The sequence below is a fragment of the Slackia piriformis YIT 12062 genome (genome assembly GCF_000296445.1).
GTDB classification, from domain to species: domain Bacteria; phylum Actinomycetota; class Coriobacteriia; order Coriobacteriales; family Eggerthellaceae; genus Slackia; species Slackia piriformis.
The window spans coordinates 884,768-908,492 of sequence record NZ_JH815198.1 but is presented as its reverse complement, the minus strand read 5'-3'; the positions used below and the strand labels follow the sequence as shown (position 1 = coordinate 908,492).

Genomic DNA, 23,725 nt, shown 5'->3' with positions numbered 1-23,725 from the left:
TATAACCGTGAATTCCAACAACATTTCCCGTCGCGGCTTCCTGGGCGCATCCGTCGCCGTCATGGCGGGGGCGGCCGGCCTGACCGCTGCTGGCTGTTCGGCGGAATCGAGCCTCGAGGCTGCAGGCAAGCATGAATTGCCTGTCGATCCGGCTAAGGGCGGAGAGTGGATTTCCGCGGCGTGCTGGCACAATTGCGGTGGCCGCTGCATGAACAAGGTCATGGTCAAGGACGGCGCCGTTGTTCGCCAGAAGACCGATGACACGCACGAGGATTCCATCGAGTATCCGCAGCAGCGCGGTTGCGTGCGCGGCAAAACCCAGCAGCAGCAGTGCTTCGGCGCCGACCGTATTCTTCATCCGCTCAAGCGCAAGGGCTGGCAGCCTGGCGGTGGCGAGAAGTCCAACGGCCAGATGCGTGGCAAGGACGAGTGGGAAGTCATCAGCTGGGACGAAGCTATTAAACTTGCATCCGAGGAAATCAAGCGCATTTCCGACGAGTACGGCCCCACGGGTTTTTATTGCAAGGCGAACAACACCACGCTCAATGTCCTTTCCGGTTACGTGCGCGGATGGGATACCACGTCGCATGGCACGTATACGCTTGACGTGACGAAGATGGGTCTTCCGACTACGGACTGCGGTACGGGTGATGCGGATACGGCAAACGATCGCTTTGACCTTGAAAACGCCGAGTACATTATCATGTGGTCGTCCAATCCTGCTTGGTCTGCCGCCGGTACGCCTATCAACTATTGGATGGCTGCGCGCGACAAGGGCACCAAGTTCGTATCCATCGACCCGCTGTACAACGCGTCCGCCCAGATGCTTGATGCTGAGTGGGTTCCCGTTCGTACCGGCACGGACATGGCGCTTATGTTCGCTATTGCCTATGAAATGCTTCGCCTTGACGAGGAAAAGGGAGGCATCATCGATTGGGACTTCATCCATAAGTACACGGTTGGTTTCGACTCCGAGAGCATGCCTGAGGATAAGACCATCGATGAGAACCTTAAGGACTACATCCTTGGCGAGTACGACGGCACGCCTAAGACGCCGGAATGGGCAGAGCCGATCTGCGGCGTGAAGCCTGAGCAGGTCACCGAGCTGGCTCAGATTATGGCAAAGAGCAACAAGGTCATGATTCTGCACAACTATGGTATGGCTCGCTGCAACGGTGCCGAAATGCTGCCGCAGCTGTTGATCGCCTTGGGCGCCATGGGCGGTCATATGGGCAAGTCCGGTCATGCAACGGCTAGCGCATATCACGCAAACGCCGGCAATGGCGGTGCTCGACTGATTTCCGCCGGTGCCGCAAAGATGCCGAAGACGACCAATCCGGTTACCACGGGCGTTCGCCAGCCTCAGATGTACGAGATCATCAAGAATGGCGGCGGCCACACGCAGGACGTTTCCAATGCGTACGGCTCCTTCCACAAGCCCAATCCTACGGAGCTTGGTCCCATCAAGTGCATCTATCATATGACCGATGCCGTCCTGCAGACGTCTTTGAACCAGAAAGAGGGCATTGAGGCTCACCGCGCGGTTGACTTCGTGTTGACGTTGGCGCAGTTCATGACCACGAACGCTCGCTATTCCGACATCATTTTGCCGGTTACGACCGAGTGGGAGCGTTGCGGCGGTTTCGGCGACTACAACAACCGTGAATACCTGCCGTTCTACACTCGCGTGACGCAGCCGCTTGGCGAGGCGAAGACCGACCAGGAAATCGGCGAGCTGCTGATTGCGGGCGTCGGCAAGGATCCCAAGCTTGCTTATGGCAAGACCGAGGATCAGCAGCTGTACGAGAAGATTGCCGGCTGCAAGGTCATGGGCGATGACGGCAAAATGAAGACGTTGGTCACGCTGACGGCTGATGACATCAAAAGCCTCAACGCCGAAGGCACGCCGCAGGAAGGCATCATCACGTTGAAGGAGTTGAAGGAAAACGGCGGTTATCAGTTCCCGCGCAAGCGCGGTGACAAGCACGGCCACATCGGCTACCAGAAGTTCGTCGATGATCCTGAGGCAAACCCGTTGAAGAGCAAGTCGGGCAAGCTGGAGATTTACTGCCAGGCTCGCTACGACCTGATGGCGTCGTTCGGCTTCCCTGGAATCGAACAGTACAAGCCGTACCCGACCTATGTCGTTCCGTGCACGGGCTACGAGTCCACGTTCAAGGACGGTAAAATCGGCGGCGAAAAGGGCGAGTATCCGTTCCTGATGTTCAACCCGCACTACCTGCGTCGTTCGCATACCGTGTTCGACAACTGCCCGTGGCTGCGCGAGGCGTGGGCAAACCCGGTGTTCCTGGCTCGTAGCGATGCGGAGAGCCTGGGCATCAAAGACGGCGACACGGTGCTGCTGAGCTCGCCGTATGGCAAGGGCCTGCGCAACGCTGCCGTTATGGACGTGTTGATGCCCGGCATGGTCGGCGTGCCCCATGGCGCATGGGTTGACGTCGATGAAGAGACCGGCATCGATATGGCTGGCTCCGACAACTATCTGATTGGTAGCGAGTACAGTGGCATGGGCGTGTCTGGTTACAACAACCAGATCTGCAATGTCGAGAAGTACACCGGCGCTCCGCTTGGCCGCGACTGCGACAAGCCGGCTCGCTGGAGTGCAAACTAGAGCTGCGGAAGAGGAGAGTGAATCATGAGCGTTGGATTCTATTTGGACCAAAGCCGCTGCACTGGTTGCCGCGCTTGTCAGGTTGTGTGCAAGGACAAGAACCGTCTTGAGGTTGGCACGCTGTATCGCGAGGCGCATTCTTACACGGTTGGCGAGTTCCCGAAGGTGCAGGGCTTTAGCTACACGTTTAGCTGCAATCACTGCGAGGACCCTGTTTGCCTGAAGAATTGCCCGACGGGCGCCATTTACAAGGCTGCCGACGGCACGGTGATTCAGGATCAGAGCAAGTGCATCGGCTGTCGCATGTGTGTGATGAGCTGCCCGTATGGCCAGCCGAAGTATTTCCCGGAAAAGGGTGTTTCCGGTAAGTGCGACGGCTGCTATGGCCTGCGTCAAGAGGGCTCCCAGCCTGCTTGCGTGGCTGGCTGCCCGAACCGTGCGCTTGATTTTGGCGACATGGATGAGCTGCGCGCGAAGTATGGTAGCGACCTGGACAACGGTAGCATCGTGGTGCTGCCCTCGCCCGAGGAAACGCATCCGAACGTGCTCATCAAAGCCAAGGATTGCGCGTTTGCTCAGGGAGCCCGCGAATTGACCTGGTAGTTTGTCGTTTCTCCGTCGCATCGCAGATTCCATGCGATGCGACGGTTTTTTCAGCAGCGCGCCGCGTGCCGCATGCGGCGGCGAAAAAAAGGGGGGGCGGAATGGAAACCAGAGAGCAGGAAAGGCGCATCGCCATGATGCTGGCGCGCCGCGCGTATCTGTGCGGCATGTTCCATGCAGTGTTCGGCGGAGGCACGGACAGGGCGTCTGCCGACCGGCTGTTCGGCACCGTCGCACAGGACGCCCTGGCATGGCTCGACGACCGGGTCCGTGCTGATGGGGCGCTTGCGAGCAGGCGCATCGGCGCTTCCGAGCGCACGCTTGGCGAATGCGCTGAGGACGCGGTTTCGTGCATCGGGCGGCATGCGGATCCCGGCGCCGCGGCGGACGCCGCGCAGGCGATGCGGGACGACTATCCGAAGCTGTTCCAGGTTCCCGGCGCCGCATACGTGCGCCCCTGGGAGTCTCCGTACGTCAATGCGGACGGCATGCTGTTTCGGGCCAGCACGCTTGATGTGCGCTCTTATTACCATCGGGCCGGATTTAGGCTGAAGGCCGAAAAACGCTTTCCCGACGACCATATCGCGGCGATGATGGATTACATGGCGCGGATGTGCCGGCGCGCATACGAGGAATTCGCCGACGGCGACGATGCAGGAATGAAGGAGACGCTGCGCGTTCAGGCTGGTTTCATGCAAAAGCACATGTTGACGTGGGTCGATGCGTTTGCCGACAAGGTGATTCGAAACGACGAGCGTGCATACTACGGCGCGTTCGCGGGCGCGATGGCGGCGTTCGCCCATATCGACGAGGCGTGTGTTCGCGAGGCAGCGGAATCGCTCGCGGGGCAGCGGAAGGCCTAGGAGGAGCGGTGGATATTCGCGAGTACGCGAAGGCATTCGATCGGGTCGAGCGCGATTACGAGGATGCGGTTGCGGAGTACGGAATTCCCTTCGAGGCGACGGAATCGTGTCCGCGCGCACGCCGCGCTCGAACGGCGGCGGCGTGCGGATGCCGATGCGAGAACGGCGGTGCCTCGCTGTGGAGGGGGTGGATCTCGCCTGCGTGCCTGGCCTGTCGCACGGGCGAGCGCGCCGCTACGTTCTTCGTCGATTTGCGCTGCACGCGAAGCTGCTATTTCTGCTTCAATCCGAATCAGGACGATTACGAGTACTTTTCGTCGCATAGCCGGGACATCGCAGGAGAATTGGAGCAAGCCGCCGCGGCGGGCGCGCGCTTCGGCCATTTGGCGATAACGGGCGGCGAGCCGCTGCTGCACAAGGAGCAGGTGCTTGCGTTCGTGGGCCGTGCGAAAGCGCTGTATCCGGGCGTGCATGTGCGCCTGTATACGTGCGGCGACTTGCTGGATGACGCCTGTTTGGCCGCGTTGGCCCGGTCGGGGCTCGACGAGATACGCTTCAGCATCAAGCCCGAAGATGTTTCGCGCGCCGATGCGCCGGTGTTCGGCTGCATGGCGGCTGCGGTGGAGGCGCTGCCCGACGTGATGGTCGAGATGCCGGTGATACCCGGCACGCTTTCCGAGATGAAGAATCTGCTCGTTCGGCTGGACGCCATGGGCGTGCGCGGAGTGAACCTGCTGGAGTTCTGCTTTCCTCTGTGCAACGCGGAGGCGTTCCGCGAACGCGGCTTCGAACTGCGCAAGCACCCGTTCGATTACCTGTACGACTATTGGTATGGAGGCGGCGTGCCCGTTGCCGGCAGCGAAGCCGAGGCGTTGGCGCTGCTGGAGCACGCCGCGCGCGATGAACTGCGACTGGGCGTGCATTACTGCAGCTCGGATAACAAGAACACAGGTCAGATATACCAACAGAACAAGGTGTTCATCTGCGACGATGCCGTGCATTCGCGATATGCGTGGTTTTCGGCCGATGCGGGCGACCGTTTGCTGAAGTGCGCCAAGGCGTTCGGGCCCGATGTGCGGCCCGTGCTTGAATGGGCGCAGAGCGAGGGCGTTTCGTGCAGTGTCGACGAGGGCGTTCCGAGCATCGCGTTTCCGCTAGCCATGGCGGCGGCGGCGCGCGAGGCATGTCCCGGCGCGGCGTTGGCCGAAAGCGCTAACGTGTTCGAGCGGCGCGAGGCCGGCGAGCTGTATTTGCGCGAAATCGGCGTGCGGGAACTGCGGACGGACCGCGAGGCGGCTTCGATCGCGCGGATAGAGGCGTAGAATACGACCGAAGAAGCCTCTACGTTCGTTTTCCGCGAAAGGCCGCCTCGGCCGAATCGTTCGATTGCGAGACGGATCAGGCTGCGTCGAGAGGGGGATTGACGTTGGAGAGGAAGCCTGTAGACGAATACCTTGCTACGGGACCCGTCGAAGAGTCCAGTTTCCGCAGCGTGATTCTTTTCGGGCGCAATACCGCATCCTATAAATTCGCCCTTGCTAAAGCGCTTTTCGACCTGGCGGGTCAGAATAGGGATTCCGTGACGCTCAACCAGCTCGCCGTTCCTTACACGAAGCATCTTGTCGAGCATGCGGGAAGCAATCCTCGACAGACGACCAGCCGTTCAAGCAGGTTCATGGACGCCTGCGTGGGCTACGCGAAAGGCTCGGAGATATACGATCGGCTTATTTCCGCGGTCGTCGATCTTGGTTTCGACAACGTTCTCGATGCCTTCCACACGGTAGGCAAAGGGGATGTGCCGGTAAGATTTTCGAAAAGGATTTTTCGAGGGGATCGAAACGTCTCGTCCTTACCGACGAGATCTTCGAACTGGCGAATTCGCCCGAGGCGGCCAGCATCCTTCAAGAAATCGAATCGCGATGGTGCCTCGTCGAGACCGCCTGGGAGACCGGCGTCAGCCCTGGCCTTCTTTCCTATGATGGAGAGACCCGGCGGATCATGTTTGATGGCGGTTTGCGCAGAAGGAACGTTACGTCGGCGCGCGTCGCGTTGAACGGTTATCAGAAGGGCCGCTGCTTTTACTGTTTCGGTTCGATTGCCGCAATGGGACGGAAGACGGATGAAGCCCCGAAGCTTGTTTTCAGCGACGAGCCGCCCCGTGTAGAATACGCGTTCGTGTCGCTCGAGGCAGAGGGACCCGATCGCGCGCCTTGCGACGTGGATCATTTCTTTCCGCACGTCCTTTCGGGAGAAATGACGGGCGTCGATCTTGACGGGGGTCTGGAATCTCGTTCTCGCATGCAAGGATTGCAACCGTGGCCCGTCTGGGAAGTTCGCGAGCATCCCGGACGCGAAGTATCTCGAGCGTCTGTATCGCAGGAGCTCACGTTCACGAATCGCTCGTCGTCGGCGTTCTCGGCAAGCCACTTGGCCGCGTTGGTCTCCATGCGCTCGCGGACTGCGGGGATGTTCTCCTCCGGCATTCCCTTGTCGGCGCCGCTGCGAGCGTTGACGTCGATGAACACGACCGCCTCGTCCTCGAGTGCCACCAGGTCGATGGCGCCGCCGTCCTCGGACTTCCACTCGGCGTTCATCACCTCCATGCCTCGACGCTCGACGAACCTCTCGGCTGCCTTGATGGCGCGTTCCTGCAAATTAGTCATTTCGACTCCTTTCAACTTGGCTTTAGCCCTTTGCCTAAGCCTTGTGGCACGAGGGCCGCAGGGGTTTCTCGGCAAGCGCAAGGGAGACAAGCGGAGGCGGTCTTGGTATCAGTATCTCCCGATGTCAGTTTTTCGAAGAATTCGGCCGTCTCGGACTCTTCTTCACCGGGCTAATTGTTTGAAAAAGCGTCGCGCCCTTGCGCGGCTGCGGGTTCCATGCGGAACTAGCCTCTGCTTTTGCGAAAACGAAGCTCGAAATTGCAGATTGATTCGAAATTGATTCGGAAGGGGTCATTTTGCGCCCCACTGGGCGAAGACGATAGTTTCAGGTGGCTTTGCGCTGTTGCAGAAAGTCGCAGGGCGTCGCAGCGCGAGTCAAATAGTCAATCTGTCTACATAGCCATCCACCCCGCAGAATAAATCCGAATCAAAATCGCAGGTGAAAAGGCATAAAAGAAGCTCCGTAAATCGCTGATTTCGGAGCTTCGTCTCATCAACTATTCTTCAATTTGTCAGGTGGCTTGGCGCTTTCTGCAACATCCTGCAACACTCTGCGCCACCATGAATAAAATCTGGTGGCTTGCCGTTTGCCTGGGATTTTATTCCCACTCATTCATTGCGGAAGGCTTTTGGCATCTCGAATCCCTCATGACGTTGCTGCCGTCGATTGTTGCGGGGCTCGTTTGGTCCGACGTGTACAATAGGTACGTATCGGACGCCGCGTTTTCGTACGGAGGTAAATATGGCCCGCCCTTCTTCGAAAGTCGTCTTCATTGACGCGACCGTTCTCGACGGCACGAAGGGGATGGAGCCTCGTCCTCATACGACCGTCGTCGTCGAAGACGGAAAGATATCGGATGTCGCCTCGAACGGCGCCGCATCGCAGCCGGGCGACGCGCGCGTCATCGATCTGAACGGGGCCTATCTCATGCCTGGCCTCGTCAACATGCACGTTCATTTCTGCGGTTCCGGCAAGCCTGTTTCGGCGGGCGGAGCGGGGTCGCTCATGAAGATGCTCGACAACCCGCTCGGCCGCGCCGTTCTGCGCCGCATCGTAAAAGAGCATGCTCGGACCCAGCTGGCAAGCGGGGTGACCACGGTGCGCGGTGCGGGTGACCCTTTGTTCTCCGATATCGCCGTGCGCGACGATATCGAGAAGGGGCGTTATATCGGCCCGCGCATCGTCGCGCCCGGCACGGGCGTGACCGTTCCCGGCGGGCATGGCGCAGGCCTTTTCGCCCAGGTCGCCGAATCTCCCCGAGAGGCTGCCGAGCAGGTACGCGACCTTGCGGCGCGCGGGGCCGATGTCGTCAATCTTTTCATCACGGGCGGGGTCTTCGATGCCGTCGAGCCGGGGAGCCGGGCGTTCTCAGGATGCCGCTCGAGGTTGCGGAAGCGGCATGCAGGGCCGCCCACGATTCGGGCCTGCCCGTCATGGCGCACGTCGAGAGCACGGAGGGCGTGCGCGTCGCTTTGGAGTCGGGGGTCGACACCATCGAGCACGGCGCGCCTATGACGCCCGAAATCGTCGGGCTGTATCGCAGCGGCGTCGCGCAGCTGAAAGGGCGCAAGCCGTCTCTGACGTGCACGATTTCCCCCGCGCTTCCCTTCGCGCTGCTCGATCCTTCCAAGACGCATTCCACGGAGGTCCAGAAGCTCAACGGCGATATCGTGTGCGCAGGCATTGTCGAAGGCGCCCGCACGGCTCTTGAACAGGGCATACCGGTCGGCCTGGGCACCGATTCCAGCTGTCCCTACGTCACGCATTACGATATGTGGCGCGAGGTCGCGTATTTCGCGAAATACGCGGGCGTCGGCAATGCCTTCGCGTTGCATACCGCGACCAGGGTCAACGCCGAGCTGCTTGGGCTGGGCGATGTTGCGGGGCTTGTGGAGAAGGGGTACGACGCCGATATCGTCGTCACGGAAGGGGATCCGCTCGATGACCTTTCGGCCCTGCGGCGTCCTCTCTACGTCATGGCGCGCGGCGCGCTCGTCGAGGACCTCCGCGTCAAGCGCCTGGAGCGCATCGACGCGGAGCTCGATTGGATAATGGAGCAGCCGGCGCGCACGGGAGATTCGCCTTGCGGGAATGCGGTATCATGAATCATTACGGCTGCGAATCGGGTTTGCTGCATGCCGCGTTCTGCGGACCGGGCAAGGACGTCCTGCGAACGCCGCATCCGTTGGTTCGGGCAATGGGACGATTATCGGAAAAGGAGATAGCATGGAAGATTACAAGCGCGAGTTCATTGAATTCATGGTGGAAAGCAACGTGTTGAAGTTTGGCGACTTTACGCTTAAAAGCGGTCGTAAATCGCCGTTTTTCATGAATGCGGGTGCTTATGTGACCGGTGAGCAGCTCAAGCGTCTGGGCGAGTATTATGCTCGCGCCATCCATGATAATTTCGGTCTCGATTTTGACGTCGTGTTCGGCCCGGCTTACAAGGGCATCCCCTTGTCCGTTGTGACTGCGATTGCTCTTCACGAGCTTTATGGCAAAGAGGTTCGCTACTGCTCCGACCGCAAAGAAGTCAAGGACCACGGCGCTGACAAGGGCGGCATGCTTGGTTACGAGCTTCAGGACGGCGATCGCGTCATCATGGTTGAAGACGTCACCACGTCTGGAAAATCTATCGACGAAACCTATCCGAAACTGATGGATGCGGCAAACGTGGAAGTCAAGGGCCTTATCGTCAGCCTCAATCGCATGGAGGTTGGCAAAGGCGGCGTCGTGACCGCGCAGCAGGAGGTTCAGGAGAAATACGGTTTCCCGGTTGCTTCCATTGTCAGCATGGCGGAGGTGACCGAGCACCTGTACAATCGCGAATGCCAGGGCAAGGTTGTCATCGACGATGACCTCAAGGCTGCTATCGACGCGTATTACGAACAGTATGGTGTGAAATAGCACCTTCAGGGCAAAAAGCTGCTTGATTTCGAGGGTTGATGCGAATCGATATACGCACTGATTTTGCGCCGAAAAATCGAAAGGCACGGTAGTTTGCCGTGCCTTTCGCGAATTCTGAAGTCTTTTACGTGATTAACGCGTCATATCGCGCTTCGTTCGACCGGGTCGTTGGATGCGCTCGAATTTCTCCATGTCGCTTTCAGCCATGCCCTGGGTGGAGCTCATCCTTTTGGAATAGAGCTTTTCCGAAGAATCGTTCCAAATCTTTTCTGCCTCAACGGCCCACTCCCGAGCGAAAGGCCTGCATTTGTCGCACAGGTCGTGGGCTGATTCTTGGTGCTGCAGGTCGGTTGAGCGGGCGCCTGTATCCTTTACCATCTTTTCGAGGGCGTCGGGGTTTTCAAGCATGGGGCAGGGGCGCAATAGATTGTCATTAAACGGCTGCTCTCGATAGTAGGACATGAATATTGGCGACTTCAACGCTTCGAGGAGCGATACCTCGTGTATGTTTGCGTTTGAGTAATGGACGAATACGCAGGGTTCTACGTCGCCTGCGGCGTTGATGTGCATATATCTTCTTCCGCCTGCTATGCACCCGCCGACGAATTCGCCGTCATTTTGGAAATCGAGCGTGAAAAGAGGCTTTTTCTGGCGCATTTCCCGCACGAAATCGTACAGGTGTCGGCGCTGTTCCACGGAAGGCATGAGGTCTACGACGGCCTCGGTTCCGACGGGCATGTAGGTGAAAATCCAGCAGAAAAGAGCGCCCTGGTCAATCATCCAGTCGAAGTATTCCTCCGAAGCAACCGCATCGGCGTTTTGGGAGGTGTAGCAGGCCGAGATTCCGTAAGGGAGCCGGTGCTTTTTGAGCAGCGCCATGGCCTGCGCGATCTTATCGTAGGTGCCTTCGCCGCGGCGTGCGTCGGTGGTTTCCTTTGAGCCTTCGGCGCTTATCGCCGGGACGAAGTTCTTTACGCGAATCATATCCTGGCAGAATTTCTCGTCGATCAAAGTCGCGTTCGTGAAGCACAGAAACGCGCAATCAGGATGCTTCTCGCAAAGGGCGATAAGGTCCTTTTTCCGTACGAGCGGCTCGCCTCCCGTGTAGATATAAACGTGGACGCCGAGTTCTTTGCCCTGTTCTATGATTGAATCGATGTCGTCGAAGCTCAGATTGAGCTTGTGGCCGTATTCGGCCGCCCAGCACCCCGTGCAGCGAAGGTTGCAGGCGCTTGTCGGATCGAGAAGAATCGCCCAGGGGATGTTGCACTCGTGCCTGTTTCTGGCTTCTTCCTGCTTCGGCCAGGCAAGAAAGTTTGCCTCGACGAGAAACGTCTTTATCAAATCCGGCATGACTTCTTCGTTCATGTCGAGGATTTTCATGATGAGCTGATACCAGTTGTTCTTCTGCTCGAATGCCGAGCGAAACGCCTTTCGCTGCTCTGGGAAAAGCGATGCGGGCAGAAGCGGTTCGAGCATGTCCATGATGGTGTCGGTGCGTCCTTTCGGATCTTTCATGATGTAGTCGATAAGCTTGTCGAGCGCGATGCGCTTCACATTGTCGCTTGCGGTCATTGTAGCTGCCTCCCCCTGCTTTTCCGCCATATGGCTCGCTTGCCGATCTGCTTGATGATTCGGGCAATTATGGCGTTGTTTTATCTACAACTGTGGATTATATTCAGATACAGAACAGCAGCAATTGCCAAGAACTCCATCCTTGAGCATTAATCGCCATCCATGAACGAACCGAGGGGAAACGATATATGGATTATGTAGCGAATGCGAAACAGAAGAAGACCGATCGTCGCGTCATGAAAACGAAGCGCGCCTTGTTCGAGGCTTTCGACAGGATTGCCCAGGAGAAGGATTATGGGAAAATCACCATCAGCGAGCTTGCTCGCGAAGCGGACGTAGACCGCAAAACCTTCTATCTGCATTACTCTTCTATCGAGGATATGATCGACGACAGGGTGGGGGAGCTTGTCGGAGGGATTCTCGACGAAGTCGAGCTGGACATGCAGCGGCGATTGCAGGATTGCGAAAGCGAAGAGGGCTCCGAATCCGTGAAGCCGGACGCAAGGGTGTTTTTCGCCGGCGTGAACGGAGCGGTGAAAATATTCTTCCGTCGCTTGCGAGGCTTCTTGGCGGCGTGTCCGTCGACGTTGCCCTCGACAGAATCGGCAAGCCGCTCGCCGAGGAAATCAAACGCCGCGAAGCCATCTCGCTTTCCATGTCGGACGAGATGCTTCAAATACACGTCTCGGCTCTGGTCGGCTTCATTCTCGGTGCGTACGGGGCATGGTTCAAAGGAGGCATGGCGGTGCCGCTCGAGGATATCTTCGACATGTCAGGCCGGCTGATCGACGTATGCATACAGGAGATAGACCAGATTGGCGAAGGCCGCTAAGAGCCGAAACGCCGTCAGTCCTTCGTCAGCCGCACAATAACCCTATGAGGTCATCGCGTGATAATCCCGCAAGCGTCACGCCTTCGCTGCCCACGACCTTGTCGGCGAGCTCGTTTTTGGCCTCCTGAAGCTTGAGAATCCTCTCTTCGATGGTGCCGCGTGCAATGACCTTGTGCACGCTCACGACGCGCTTCTGTCCGATGCGGTGCGCTCGATCCGTCGCCTGGTTCTGCGTTGCCGCATTCCACCATGGGTCAGCGTGGATGACGACCGAAGCCCCGGTAAGGTTGAGCCCTGTTCCTCCCGCCTTCAGCGAGACCAAGAACACGGGCGTATCGTCTTGGTTGAATTGAGAGACCATGGCGATACGCTGCTTTTTCGGAGTGGCGCCTGTGATGGTGAAATAAGGTACATCCAGCGAGTCGAGCTTCTCCGCGATAAGCTCGAGAAAGCTTGTGAACTGGGAGAACACGAGCGTTTTCTGATTCTCATTGCGCGCTGACTCTATCAGGTCCGCTATGGCGGCTATCTTGGCTCCGGGCTCTTTGTAATCCTCCAGCAAAAGACGCGGGTCGCAGCAGATCTGCCGAAGGCGGGTGAGCTCCGCAAGGACTTCGACGGTCGCCGCCGGCTTGCTTTCGTCGCCATGCTTTCGTCGTGAGCGCTGAGCCGTCAAAGACTCCCTTAAGTGTTGCTCGTGGGCGTCATAGAGACGCCGCTGCTTGTCGGTCATCTGAATGAGAACGGCTGATTCCAGCTTGTCGGGAAGTTCTGGAAGGACTTCGCTTTTCACTCTTCTGAGCATGAAAGTGCCTACGATCTTCTGCAGGCGCTCGGCGGCGTTTTCGTCGCCTCCGATGATGTCGAGTTCGAATCGCTCCCTGAAACGCATGTACGACCCGAGAAATCCCGGCATGAGGAAATCGAAGATACTCCAGATTTCGCTGAGTCGGTTTTCCATGGGGGTTCCGGTAAGCGCGAAGCGATGCTTTGCGTGCACGCGCTTAACGGCGCGCGCGGTGAGCGTGCCGTGGTTTTTGATATATTGTGCCTCGTCGAGAACGTGGCAGAAAAACGTCGTGTCGAGGTAGTCCTCGATGTCTATGCGCATCAGGTCGTACGATGTGATGATGACGTCGATGCCTTTTTTGCGGCGCGCCGCAGCGCGTTCCCTTTTCGTTCCGACGATTGGCTCTACGCTAACCGAAGGAGCGAAGCGGGCGAACTCGTCCGCCCAATTGAACACGAGCGATGCAGGGCATACGATGAGCACGGGAGCGGTGCTTTTGATCTCGTCGATGCGCGAGAGGACAAACGAGATGAACTGGATGGATTTTCCAAGCCCCATCTCGTCGGCGAGTATTCCCGCGAATCCCATGTCTGCCAATGCGTTCATCCACGCGAATCCTTCGCGCTGATAGGGCCTCAGCGTCGCATGAAGCGATTCGGGCACACGATAGGCGGACGGATCGGTGGGATGGAACTGTTCGATGTAGCGCTCGAAGGCGCCGTCTTTGCGCGCGTCATGAAGCTCGTCGTCGAGATAGAACGCGCGATACGCCGGAAGCTCTACGGAGCCGCTTGCGAGCTGGTCGGCCGAGATGTCGAGATCTGTCGCGATGCGGTCGAGCTGCGCCAGGTCGAGCTCGGCGATGTCGAGAAAGACGTTGTTTCTCAGACGATGGTATTTCTTCTTCAGGCGGTAGCTGGCGAGCAGACTCGCAAGCTCTTCTTTGGGCAGGTCCGTTGCGGATACGTCCAGGTTGATGAGGTTTCCGGAAAGAGATACCCCCATGCTTACGGTGGGCTTTTTGTCCGATATCAGCAGGTCGAACGACGGCGTGGTGAACACGGCCGCTCGCTGTTTGAACTCCTTCAGCCCTTCGAAAAGAAGTCGCCCGACGCGGTCGGAATCGTTCATTTCAATATACGCCGAGAACCGCTCGAGACCGCGAGTGGCGCCGCTCCCGCTTGGCGCGTGATGCAGATACCGCTCAAGAAGGCTCGAGGTTTGCGCCTCAAGCGCATCGTCGGGCAGGGGAAGAGGCGCAGCGGGCTTTTCCCAAATCCATGCCCCTTCTCGCAGGATGCGCGTGAACGGGCCGTATGATACGCGAGCGTCGCATACGATTCTTTTCGGCGTCTTGTCGAAGTACAGCTCGACTGACCCGGGGATGGGTCGATAGGAGTCGAGCTCTTCAGGGGCGCTTACGTCGAGGTGCTCCTCTATGGCGGGCAGCGCCGCTGCGCAAAAAAGAGGAAGGTCGTCCTCGCAAATGTAGAGCAGGTCCGATTCGGTTTCGTAGACGGTTTTCAGGAAGGCGGCGCTTCGAGCGAAATCGTCGCTGCAATTGTAGAAGACGTCGTCATGCCAGACGTACATCCTGTTTCCACTGGTTATGAAGACGAGGTCGTCGTCGCGCTGTACGGAGAACCCGCCTTGCGGCTCCTTGACGAACCGGACGGTCAGCTCTGGATCTTCGTTGACGGTGTGCGCGAGGGTCTTCGAACGAATGCTGACGTCTGCTCCCTCGACGACGAAGGGACGTTCTTTCAGGGCATCGAGCAAATCGACGGTTTCGTAATCGGTCAGATGTATCGTGCGCGCGGGCATTTCCTGCGGCCGAGCCCCCCATGCGTGCGCGTATGAAGACCGCTTTCGCGAGGCAACGGCTCGGGCGATGAGCGAGCAGAGGGCTTTTCCCCTTGGGGTGAACGCGTCCATCGTGTGGACGAAGGCGAGGTTTTTTCCGTAAGAGTGATAGACCCCTTGCTCCATACGCTCGGCGAAATCCGCGATGTTTTTCATGACGTATGAGCCGTTCGGGCCGATGACCTTGAAATGCGCGGACCATGCGCGGTATCCGTAGACCAGGGTCGGTTCGATGTCGATTTCGTTGCAAAAGGAGGCTGAACGTGCAATGTCGCTTTGCTTGATGAATTCTGCGAGGCACGGGGTCGTTTCCGGTTTTCTATGCGATCTATATCCGCTAAAACGCTCGGGTTTCATGGAATAGGAAATCGCCAGCGCCATGCAGTGCTTGCACGGGGCATCGTATTGCATGGCGGCGGGGCAGGTGCAGGCGTAGTCTTTGATCAGACCTCTCGTCTCGTCGAGCGTGATCGAGGTTCGGTAGCTGTCGTTCCATCCGCGGCTTGATGCCACGAACGCCGAAAGGTGGGTTCCCGCCTGGTCGAAGCGACACTTCTTCGTGAGGATGCTTTGGCCGGATGCCGCGATAAGGCGTGCTCTCTGAAATGTTTTCGGGGGGCATTGCTCCTCGAGCTTCTGCTCAGAAACCATCGTGCTCCTTCCGACGAGATGGCAATCCTCGATATTAGAAGATGCGGCGTCTGTCGGCAAGAGCAAGCGGACGTCGCTCCTAGGCGCTTTGCGCCTCGCCTGCGCGCTCGGAAAGGCCTCGAAGTTCTTTGCACGAGGGTGCATGAGGGGCGCGAAGCTGCTCGAGCGCGACCGAGTCCACGTAGGAGTCGATCGCGGCATCGAGGCCTTGCCAGAAAGAGAATGTCGTGCAGGCGTCTTTGCGCGGACAGACCGTCTGCTGAGAGAGGCACGCTACGGGCGCTATGCTGCCTTCGACGCAGCGCAGGATATCGCCCGCCGAAATGTCGGATGCGCTGCGCGCAAGAAGATAGCCGCCCCGTTGCCCCCTCACGCTACGGAGAATGCCGTCGCGCGTAAGGGGGCGTACGAGCTGTTCGAGGTATTTCACCGGCATGTCCTCGCGGTTCGCGACTTCTTTGAGAGAGACCGGGCTGCCGTCTTCATGGTCGGCGATGTCAATCATGAGGCGCATCGCGTAGCGTCCTTTTGTCGAGATCATCATGGCGGCCTCCTTGGCAGTGCTTTGATGCCACAATGGTAGCATTTTGGCCGTAGGGAAATCGTCCCTTTCGGCGAGCGTCACGGGCCTTGCCGATCCGTGCCCTGCGAAGGCCGCTGTTTTGTCGATGGAACCCCGACCGCCGAGGGGCCGCTTTAGCTTTGCAGCGCGGCGAAGGCCTGGTCGAGGTCGGCGATAATGTCGTCGATGTGTTCGGTGCCAATGGAGAGCCGCACGGTCGAAGGCGTGATGGATGCTTGCTGCAGCTCGGATTCCGAAAGCTGGGAATGCGTGGTGCTTGCTGGGTGTATCACCAGGCTCTTCACGTCTGCCACGTTGGCGAGCAGGCTGAAGAGGCGCAGGTTGTCTATGAACTTCCAAGCGGCCTGCTGTCCTCCGCGGATCTCAAAGGTGAATATCGATGCGCCACCGTGCGGGAAAAGCCGACGGTATGTGTCGTGGTCGGGATGGTCCGGCAGGCTCGGATGGTTCACGCGCTCGACCTCGGGCCTTTGCGCGAGATATGCTGCTACCGCTTCGGCGTTTTCGACGTGGCGCTGCACGCGCAGGCTGAGCGTCTCGGTTCCTTGAAGAAGGAGGAATGCGTTAAAAGGGCTGATGCAGGCGCCGGTGTCGCGCAGGAGGATGGCACGCACGTAGGTCGCGAAGGCGGCGGACCCTGCAGCCTTCGCGAAAGATATTCCGTGATAGCTCGGATTGGGTTTCGTTATGGCCGGCCACGCGTCGCTTCGGGTCCAGTCGAAGGTGCCGCCGTCGACGATGACGCCGCCGAGGGCGGTGCCGTGGCCTCCGATGAACTTCGTGGCCGAGTGGACGACGATGTCGGCGCCGTGCTCTATCGGACGGAGCAGGTAAGGCGTGGCGAAGGTGTTGTCCACGACAAGGGGAACGCCGTGGCGGTGGGCGATCTGGGCGATTTCGTCGATGCGGGGGATATCGGAGTTGGGGTTGCCGAACGTTTCGATGTAGACCGCTTTGGTGTTCTCTCGCAAGGCCGACTCCACCGCGCCGAGATCGTGGATGTCGACGAATGTGGTTTCAACGCCGAATTGGTCGAGCGTGTGCGCAAGCAGGTTGTACGTGCCGCCGTATACGGTTTTCTGTGCGACGATATGCCCTCCTGCCTGGGCGAGCGCCTGGATGGTGTAGGCGATCGCCGCTGCGCCCGAAGCGAGGGCAAGCGCGGCGGTTCCTCCTTCGAGCGCGGCAATGCGTCGTTCGAAGACGTCCTGGGTGGAATTGGTGAGTCGGCCGTAGATGTTTCCCGCATCCGACAGGCCGAAGCGGGCGGCGGCGTGGGCGCAGTCGTCGAAGACGTAGGATGTGGTCTGGTAGATGGGCACGGCGCGAGAGCCCGTGGCGGGGTCCGGCTGTTCCTGGCCGACGTGAAGCTGAAGCGTTTCGAAACGGTATGTATCGCGTGGCGTGGCAGACATGGGGGTCCTTTCGTGTCCGTTTGGACGGTTGAGAGTTTGTTTTGGTCGAAAGGCTCCCGAGCGCGCGGCGAAAACGGCGTGCGTCGTATGGCTGCTACCTAGGAAGAAGACGTGTGCCGGCCGCTGGGAAAAGCGCTCGGGAGTACGGCATTCGCCCGCATTGGCGTAAAAAGACCGTATTGCAGAACGGATTCGCGTACGTCTTCATGCCTGCCTCCTTCTTCCTGTCGTCTTGTTCTCGGAATGCCGAGATAATACCGAAGAAAGCATATAAGATAGGTATGAATTAGTTTTTTCAGGAATTGTTAATGAACGAGAAACAGGGGGGGTGCATGTCGTATGCGAAAAAGCCCCGTCCTCTGCTGCGGCGCAAAGGGCGGGGCCTGGGCGGCTTTCGAGCTGGCTTATGTCGCTTCGAGGGCCATTAAAGCTGCGCGGGTCTGTTGCCGTTATGCGACGGCGTCATTTCCCGCATCTTCACGGCGGCTCATGGCCTTCACGAAGTCGCGCGTTCCGACGAAGACCTCGTGCGTGTAAGGATTGACGCCGAGCTTCTTGGCGCGATATGCGATGTAGGCAAGGGCGGCGATGTTTGCCAGGAGCGCGATGACGGAGACCGCGAGGTTGATATTCGGGTTGTTCACGGAGTTGACGGCGAAGATGCTGTCATTGGCGAACATGGGAACGACCTGGCAGAACATGCACCAGATGGCGAGCGTGTAAGCGCGGTTCTGAATCCAGCCTCCCTTGTTCCAGAGCGCGTTGGCTACCGTGGGGGCCAGAAGCAGCGCCAGGCCGCAGTACCAAGAGTGCGTAGGTAGGCAGTTGTAGGTGTAGCAGAAGTTCCACAGATCGTAGGCGATGATGAAGACCCATGTCATGTCGGGCCAGAGCATATCCTGCTTTTTCTTGGAGACGTAAATGCCCCACCAGCCGGTCATGCAGAAAATGTTCAGGATGCCGGCGATGCCGTTGAAGACGTTATGCCAGCCACCGTACAGGGTGACGCCTTCCGTGGAAACCCATGTGGTGCCGAAGGCTCGGACGGCGCTTTCGAAGTCAGACACCACGGCGATGAGGATGTTGATGGCAACGATCACGAAGGGGAAGGCTTTGAACCAGTGGCTCTTGCCGATTTTGCCCCAACGATACTTCAGCGCCATGAAGCCGATGCAGCCGATGGTTGCGGCGTAAAGCTTCGCGTAGTGGAACCAGCTGTTCATATCGGTGTAGGTGGGGTTGTCGAGGGCCCATTGCGCGCCGGCGGCAGCGCTTACGCTGATGGCGATGAAATAGACCGTCAGGATAGCGGGTATCACCAGGAAGCAGATGATTCCGCCCGCTTTGGTGCGGCGCGCGAATTCGTTCATGAGGATGAGGCCCACGAATACGATGACCCATCCGACCCATTGGAAGACGGCGGTGTCGCCGTAGACGTCGAATAGCATGAGAACTCCTTGTGCATAGAAATCGGTTGGAATGCCGTAGAGGGACGTGCCTCCTTTCCCGGCGTGATCGCGCCGCGTTTTTTCGATGCGGCTTGTTTTTTTGCGTCGAAAACTGAGCGGTCGCGCGGTGCGATCGCAAACGCGGCTATGAATATGGACGCGTCGATGCGCGGTTTAGCGTGGATTGGGCCTAGGCGGGTGCAGGCTTGCTTCTGTCGAGATGCAGGCTTTGCGCGATGACGTCTTCGGTGACGCCGTCATCGGCGTCGGGGTGCGTTCGCAGGTAGCCAACAACGCCCAAAGTCAGCATGTAAAAGCTTTCGTACACGTGGTCGATGCGAATCTCGTGCAGGCGCCCGTAGTCCTCGACCGTCGTCGTGATGATGTAGTTCGTCGCTTTATCTGCGACCCTGTTGATGAAGTCGATGTAGAGGGCTGCGTTCTCGCGAGAGGCGAGGGCTCGTCGGAAGGAATCCCTGTCGAAAAGACCTCTTCGCAAAACAGGAACGAGCGTGTGCAGCGCATGTTCCACGTCGCCTTCGATTCGCTGCTCGTTCCAGGCTTTGAGCATGGCGAGGAACTCTTCGATGTAGGAGTCGAGCACGGCGGAGGTCACGTCGTCTTTGTCGGTGAAGTAATGGTAGAACAGGCTGCGCGCGACACCGACCTTGTCGGCGATGTCTTGCACGGAGGTCTTCGTGAGGCCTTTTTCCTCGTAAAGCTCTCGTGTGCACGCGATGATTTGCTCGCGGCGGTTCATGGGCATCTCCCCTCGAATCGGGCTATGCCGCGCACTGTGCGCAGTATAGCCCGACGCTTTAGACGGCCTGCCTACCATGCGCGTTCCCCTTGCGCGGCGGGCCGCTATTCCCTTGATGAGAGCAGAATACGCCTCAGTTTGACATTGCGTCAATGTACAGTTTTGACGAATCGTCGATCCTGATAAATACCTGAACAAAAGCTATTTTCTCCCGGAAGCGAGCATGATATAGTGCGCCGCATAAAGTTCACCGAAGTAGCAAAATATAAACTTCAGTGAAGCAAATAAGAGAGGGGAGGAGATATGGGAGAAGAGGAAAAGAGGCGCTTCGCCGCTGCGCCGCCGGCGCAGAAGGACGCCTTGTCCGAGACGGCCTCGAACGCGCAGGAGAAGCGGGGTCGGGTTCGCAGGAGGTGGCCCATCGCGGTTGGATGCGTCGCAGCGGTCGTGGCTCTTGCCGCAGCGGGTTTTTTCGTCTGGCACGAGCAGCCAAGTTTCTGCAACGCCATATGCCACGTGCCCATGGACAACTACGTTGAGGGCTATTACGAGGACGAGACGCTTTGCGCCAACGCCCACTATCGCGAAGGCACCACGTGCCTTCAATGCCATGAGCCCAAGATCGATGAGCAGATTGCCGAGGGGATTGCCTGGGTGAAGGGCGACTTCGAGGTGGACGAACGCGGCGATATCGCCACCGTCGGCGTGACGGCGGACGAGAAGATGTGCGCGACGCCCGAGTGCCACGACATGCAGGACGTTATGGCGGCGACCCAGGATTGGGGCGGAGAGGAGGGCGTGAACCCTCACGATTCCCACCAGGGTACGCCGATCGACTGCAGCAACTGCCATGGCGTGCATAAGGCTTCGAACATGTACTGCAACACGTGCCACGATTACGAAACGCCGCAGGGCTGGACCGATCCTGTCTAACAGGCGGCGCATGCACCAAGAAAAACGCACGCGGCGCATGAAGCGCCGCGTTTCCGAGGGGAGGTTGTATGAAGGGGAAAAGCCAGGTCGTCTTAGGAACCGCCGCCGCGCTCATGCTGGGCTTGACAGGATGCGGCGCGTCGTTCGAGGGGTCGGGCTCCAAGGACGCTGCAAGCGCAGAGCAGCTTGCCATGCGCATCGACGATCCGTGGGCCGTTCAGTCGAGGGAGCAGGCTCGCGCTCAAGCCGATGGCTCGTATGCAGACGGCGTCTATACGGGCAAAGGGACGGCCATGGAGGGCCTTGTCACCGTGACGCTGCTTCTCGATGACAATCACGTGACGTGTCTCGAGGTCACCCAGGAGGGGGAAAGCCAGAGCCGAGGAGGCTACGAGGCCATTCGCGATGGAAAGTTCGCCGCGATGATCGATGCCGCCCAAGGCTCCGATATCGACGCGATCAGCGGGGCGACCATTACCACGGCTGGCGTGAAGATGGCCATCGACGATGCATTGGCGCAAGCGGAGATGAAAAACGACGACGCCGCGGCCGAGGGCGAATAGGGGACTATGATGAACAACGAAACCACCAAGGGGCTATCCCGTCGAGATTTTTTTGCTCGCGCCGCTATGGCGGGCGCAGGCGCCGTTGTCGCATCGTCGACGGTAAGCCGTGCGGCCTACGCGGTCGAAGAAGGCGTGATCGGCGACTGGTCTGCTGACGGATCTTCCGAGGTCGAGGTTCCGCCTAGCCCGAAGGGCAACGCATCGGCTTCGGACGGAACGTATCGAGAGCACAACGCGGCGACGTTTCCCGCCAACGACGCGTCGCCCATCGAGCCGCGTCCGGTTCCTTCTATCTGGGACTACGAATGCGACATCTGCGTCGTGGGAGCAGGCGGAGGCGGGCTTAACGCGGCCGCGCGTGCGGCCGAGCTTGGCGCAAGCGTCATCTGCGTGGAGGCGGCCGGCCTTCACGGGGGCAATGCTCAGGAGGCCGGCATGTGCGGCATCCTGGGGGGCTCGAAAATGCAGGAGTCGAAGCGCTTCGCCTTTCCGTCGTATCCTTTCGATGCGAAGGCGCTTACCGATTGGGCGATGGACGAATACCATTATGCTGCAGATCCCAAGTTGATCTACAAGATCGCCGAACAGGGCGGGCCGAGCCTTGACTGGATGGCGGAATGCGGCGTGCAGTGGCGTTTGGGCGAAGTGCCGGTGTATGTCGCCCCGAAGAACGCCACCCTCGATCATCACGTACTCAAGATGAAGGATGCGACCGACGCAATGTTCAACTACGGGCAGCGCAAAGGCGTCGATTACCATTTCCAGTCTCCCGCCGTCGCGCTTGTGCAAGACGAGACGGGGCGCGTCGTCGGCGTGGTGTGTAAAGAGGATTACCAGCGCGAGGTCTTCGTGCATGCGACGGCTGCGGTCATCTTGACGGCGGGCGGCTTCTGCAACAACAAGGCGCTTCTCGACCGCTACATCCCCACGGCCGCAATGGGCTGCGCGTCGAGCTACCTCACGCTCGGCGAGACAGGAGAGTGCTTTCGCATGGGCCTTGGCGTGGGCGCTGATGTGTCGGGCTTCAACAGCTCGGCAAGCTTCGACGGCGGTGTCGACTGGGAGGCGGAAGGCGGCCAGTGGGCGCGCTTTCTCTACGACGGCATGACGCAGCTTTCGCGCCAGCCGTGGCTGACGATAGACCGCTGCGGCAACCGCCTGCGCTATATGGACAGCCGTGTCGGGGAAGACGGGGCGAATGCCATCTACGCCTTGGGCGATCTTGCAACGATACAAATGACGCCTCCGGGGCATCGCTCCTACATCATTTTCGACGCGAACTACGAAGACCATTTGGCGGGATTCGCGCAGGAGCATTGCCGCAAGCTCATCACGCCTGATCTCGAGCAGATCGAGAAAGTTCCCGAGCATTACCGCGATTGGCATCACGGGGTCCAGGATGCCATCGATGCCGACGTTCTCAAGCGTCGCGACACGCTCGAGGAGCTTGAGGCCGATCTGGGCTTCGAGCCCGGCGTGCTGGTGGGAGCCGTGCAGAAGTGGAACGAAGCATGCGAGCGCGGAGAGGACGACTATCTCTATCCCATGCCAAAAGAGTGGCTGCACGTCGTGAGCGAGCCGCCGTTTTACGGATGCCGAATCGGGGGAAACCTCTACGGCACGAAAGCGGGCCTTGCCATCAACGAGGACATGCAGGTCATGGGCGTCAACGGCCTTCCCATCAAGGGGCTTTACGCCGGCTGGCACACGGCCGGGGGCGCATGCGGCGAGAACAGCTATGTGGGCGATCCCATTCTCGGTTCGCTCATGGGCGATGTGGGCTTGGCGTTTTGCGGCGGGTATCTGTGCGGAACCTCGGCTGTCGAGCACGAAATCGATCGCGACTAGAACCGGATAGGAGACCGACATGGCAAAACTTATGAAAGACATGGCGCGTCCGTACGCGGGGCTGTTCTCTATCGCTCTCGTAATCGCGCTTTTGGGCAGGATTGGTCTGTGGGTCATGGACATGACCGGAACTATCGCCTACGACTATATCTCCGCGTCGGGAGTGGCCCTGCTCGACGTCGTCTGCTCCATTCTCACTGGGTCCGCGTTTATCGCGTTCGTCTTCGCCGGTTCGCTGGCGCTCGTGCTTTCGACGGCCGGGGTCGTCTTGTACGGGTACCTGACGCGCAAAGGCGGCATTCCGGCCAGGCCTGCCACGGCTTTTCTGTGGGGGTGGGCAACCGCCTTCGTCGCGTTCGTTTGCCTGATGATCGTGGCAAACGGCATTCTGAGCGGCGTGCAGGTTGCCTCGATGAGCTCGAAGATGCCGAGCCTTCCGGTTATGGTTGCGGGCATTATCGCGTTTGCGGCGTTCATCGGCACGCTGCTTGCGGCCGCCTCGATGGCCGTGCATGCCTGCATCGTGCGCTCAGGGTCGGCGTGCTCTTTGACGAGGAACCTTCTGCTCGCCACGGCAGGATGCGGCTTCGTGGTCATGCTGCTCACGGTCGGCACGTTCTCGGCGCTGAACAGCGTGTCTGTAAGCGTGCCGTATGTGCTTGGGTGGCTTGCCGCCGATTTGGCGGCCAATGCTGCCATCGTTGCCGGCTCGTGGCACGTTGCGCAGAAGGGCTAACGCCGAGCGGGCGGCGCGTCTTTCGCGCTGGCGTTTCATTCGGCGTTCGGGCCGCG

General features: G+C 59.2%; 20 protein-coding genes. 12 read left to right on the top strand and 8 right to left on the bottom strand.

Annotated features, from left to right (window positions below):
• Positions 1-7 precede the first annotated feature (7 nt).
• The 4 genes from HMPREF9451_RS04000 to HMPREF9451_RS03985 all read left to right on the top strand — a co-directional run bounded on the left by HMPREF9451_RS04000 (position 8) and on the right by HMPREF9451_RS03985 (position 5,420).
• Entirely contained in the window at positions 8-2,632 is a 2,625-nt protein-coding gene (locus HMPREF9451_RS04000; RefSeq protein ID WP_009139027.1) for a molybdopterin-dependent oxidoreductase, read from the top strand.
• A 24-nt stretch (positions 2,633-2,656) separates the two neighbouring features.
• Positions 2,657-3,235, top strand: coding sequence for a 4Fe-4S dicluster domain-containing protein (locus tag HMPREF9451_RS03995; RefSeq protein WP_009139026.1), 579 nt, complete (start codon positions 2,657-2,659; stop codon positions 3,233-3,235).
• Positions 3,236-3,336: 101 nt separating this feature from the next.
• Positions 3,337-4,098 carry a TorD/DmsD family molecular chaperone gene (locus tag HMPREF9451_RS03990; protein ID WP_009139025.1) on the top strand — a complete coding sequence of 254 codons (762 nt, stop codon included), beginning with the start codon at positions 3,337-3,339 and terminating at the stop codon, positions 4,096-4,098.
• Between the two features lie 8 nt (positions 4,099-4,106).
• The gene (locus tag HMPREF9451_RS03985; protein ID WP_009139024.1) at positions 4,107-5,420 is read left to right on the top strand and encodes a radical SAM protein; all 1,314 of its coding nucleotides are present in this window, start codon (positions 4,107-4,109) and stop codon (positions 5,418-5,420) included.
• 900 nt (positions 5,421-6,320) lie between these two features.
• Here the strand turns inward: HMPREF9451_RS03985 and HMPREF9451_RS09380 are convergent.
• Entirely contained in the window at positions 6,321-6,761 is a 441-nt protein-coding gene (locus HMPREF9451_RS09380) for a YraN family protein (RefSeq protein ID WP_009139022.1), read from the bottom strand.
• A 742-nt stretch (positions 6,762-7,503) separates the two neighbouring features.
• Here HMPREF9451_RS09380 and HMPREF9451_RS10200 point away from each other — a divergent pair.
• The 3 genes from HMPREF9451_RS10200 to pyrE all read left to right on the top strand — a co-directional run bounded on the left by HMPREF9451_RS10200 (position 7,504) and on the right by pyrE (position 9,669).
• Positions 7,504-8,277: an amidohydrolase family protein gene (locus tag HMPREF9451_RS10200; RefSeq protein ID WP_009139021.1), complete on the top strand. Its 774-nt coding sequence runs from the start codon at positions 7,504-7,506 to the stop codon at positions 8,275-8,277.
• Complete coding sequence (locus tag HMPREF9451_RS10195; RefSeq protein WP_332248951.1) at positions 8,187-8,867, top strand: amidohydrolase family protein; 681 nt, start codon at positions 8,187-8,189, stop codon at positions 8,865-8,867. The genes HMPREF9451_RS10200 and HMPREF9451_RS10195 overlap by 91 nt, the downstream gene beginning before the upstream one ends.
• 121 nt (positions 8,868-8,988) lie before the next feature.
• Positions 8,989-9,669: an orotate phosphoribosyltransferase gene (pyrE, locus tag HMPREF9451_RS03960; RefSeq protein WP_009139019.1), complete on the top strand. Its 681-nt coding sequence runs from the start codon at positions 8,989-8,991 to the stop codon at positions 9,667-9,669.
• A 132-nt stretch (positions 9,670-9,801) separates the two neighbouring features.
• On the opposite strand, the gene HMPREF9451_RS03955 is transcribed toward pyrE, so the two are convergent.
• Positions 9,802-11,244, bottom strand: a complete 1,443-nt coding sequence (locus HMPREF9451_RS03955; RefSeq protein WP_009139018.1) for a radical SAM protein — start codon at positions 11,242-11,244, stop codon at positions 9,802-9,804.
• 149 nt (positions 11,245-11,393) lie between these two features.
• Positions 11,394-11,606, bottom strand: a complete 213-nt coding sequence (locus HMPREF9451_RS10115; protein WP_040626015.1) for a hypothetical protein — start codon at positions 11,604-11,606, stop codon at positions 11,394-11,396.
• Between HMPREF9451_RS10115 and HMPREF9451_RS10255 the strand changes: the two genes are divergently transcribed.
• Positions 11,520-12,029 carry a TetR/AcrR family transcriptional regulator gene (locus tag HMPREF9451_RS10255; protein WP_392391644.1) on the top strand — a complete coding sequence of 170 codons (510 nt, stop codon included), beginning with the start codon at positions 11,520-11,522 and terminating at the stop codon, positions 12,027-12,029. The genes HMPREF9451_RS10115 and HMPREF9451_RS10255 overlap by 87 nt on opposite strands.
• 72 nt (positions 12,030-12,101) lie before the next feature.
• On the opposite strand, the gene HMPREF9451_RS03940 is transcribed toward HMPREF9451_RS10255, so the two are convergent.
• The 5 genes from HMPREF9451_RS03940 to HMPREF9451_RS03920 all read right to left on the bottom strand — a co-directional run bounded on the left by HMPREF9451_RS03940 (position 12,102) and on the right by HMPREF9451_RS03920 (position 19,586).
• A complete protein-coding gene (locus HMPREF9451_RS03940; protein ID WP_009139016.1) occupies positions 12,102-15,380 on the bottom strand; it encodes a DEAD/DEAH box helicase in 3,279 nt (1,092 codons plus the stop codon).
• Between the two features lie 79 nt (positions 15,381-15,459).
• The gene (locus tag HMPREF9451_RS03935) at positions 15,460-15,924 is read right to left on the bottom strand and encodes an RrF2 family transcriptional regulator (RefSeq protein ID WP_009139015.1); all 465 of its coding nucleotides are present in this window, start codon (positions 15,922-15,924) and stop codon (positions 15,460-15,462) included.
• A gap of 152 nt (positions 15,925-16,076) precedes the next feature.
• Positions 16,077-17,378, bottom strand: a complete 1,302-nt coding sequence (locus HMPREF9451_RS03930) for an O-acetylhomoserine aminocarboxypropyltransferase/cysteine synthase family protein (protein WP_009139014.1) — start codon at positions 17,376-17,378, stop codon at positions 16,077-16,079.
• A gap of 449 nt (positions 17,379-17,827) precedes the next feature.
• Positions 17,828-18,826, bottom strand: coding sequence for a DUF5692 family protein (locus tag HMPREF9451_RS03925; protein WP_009139013.1), 999 nt, complete (start codon positions 18,824-18,826; stop codon positions 17,828-17,830).
• Between the two features lie 190 nt (positions 18,827-19,016).
• The gene (locus HMPREF9451_RS03920) at positions 19,017-19,586 is read right to left on the bottom strand and encodes a TetR/AcrR family transcriptional regulator (protein WP_009139012.1); all 570 of its coding nucleotides are present in this window, start codon (positions 19,584-19,586) and stop codon (positions 19,017-19,019) included.
• A 303-nt stretch (positions 19,587-19,889) separates the two neighbouring features.
• Between HMPREF9451_RS03920 and HMPREF9451_RS03915 the strand changes: the two genes are divergently transcribed.
• The 4 genes from HMPREF9451_RS03915 (at position 19,890) to HMPREF9451_RS03900 (ending at position 23,669) form a co-directional block, all read left to right on the top strand.
• Positions 19,890-20,519: a cytochrome c3 family protein gene (locus HMPREF9451_RS03915; RefSeq protein ID WP_009139011.1), complete on the top strand. Its 630-nt coding sequence runs from the start codon at positions 19,890-19,892 to the stop codon at positions 20,517-20,519.
• A 68-nt stretch (positions 20,520-20,587) separates the two neighbouring features.
• Positions 20,588-21,082 carry an FMN-binding protein gene (locus tag HMPREF9451_RS03910; RefSeq protein ID WP_009139010.1) on the top strand — a complete coding sequence of 165 codons (495 nt, stop codon included), beginning with the start codon at positions 20,588-20,590 and terminating at the stop codon, positions 21,080-21,082.
• A 6-nt stretch (positions 21,083-21,088) separates the two neighbouring features.
• Positions 21,089-22,933, top strand: a complete 1,845-nt coding sequence (locus HMPREF9451_RS03905; protein WP_009139009.1) for an FAD-dependent oxidoreductase — start codon at positions 21,089-21,091, stop codon at positions 22,931-22,933.
• Positions 22,934-22,952: 19 nt separating this feature from the next.
• Complete coding sequence (locus HMPREF9451_RS03900) at positions 22,953-23,669, top strand: hypothetical protein (RefSeq protein WP_009139008.1); 717 nt, start codon at positions 22,953-22,955, stop codon at positions 23,667-23,669.
• Positions 23,670-23,725 lie beyond the last annotated feature (56 nt).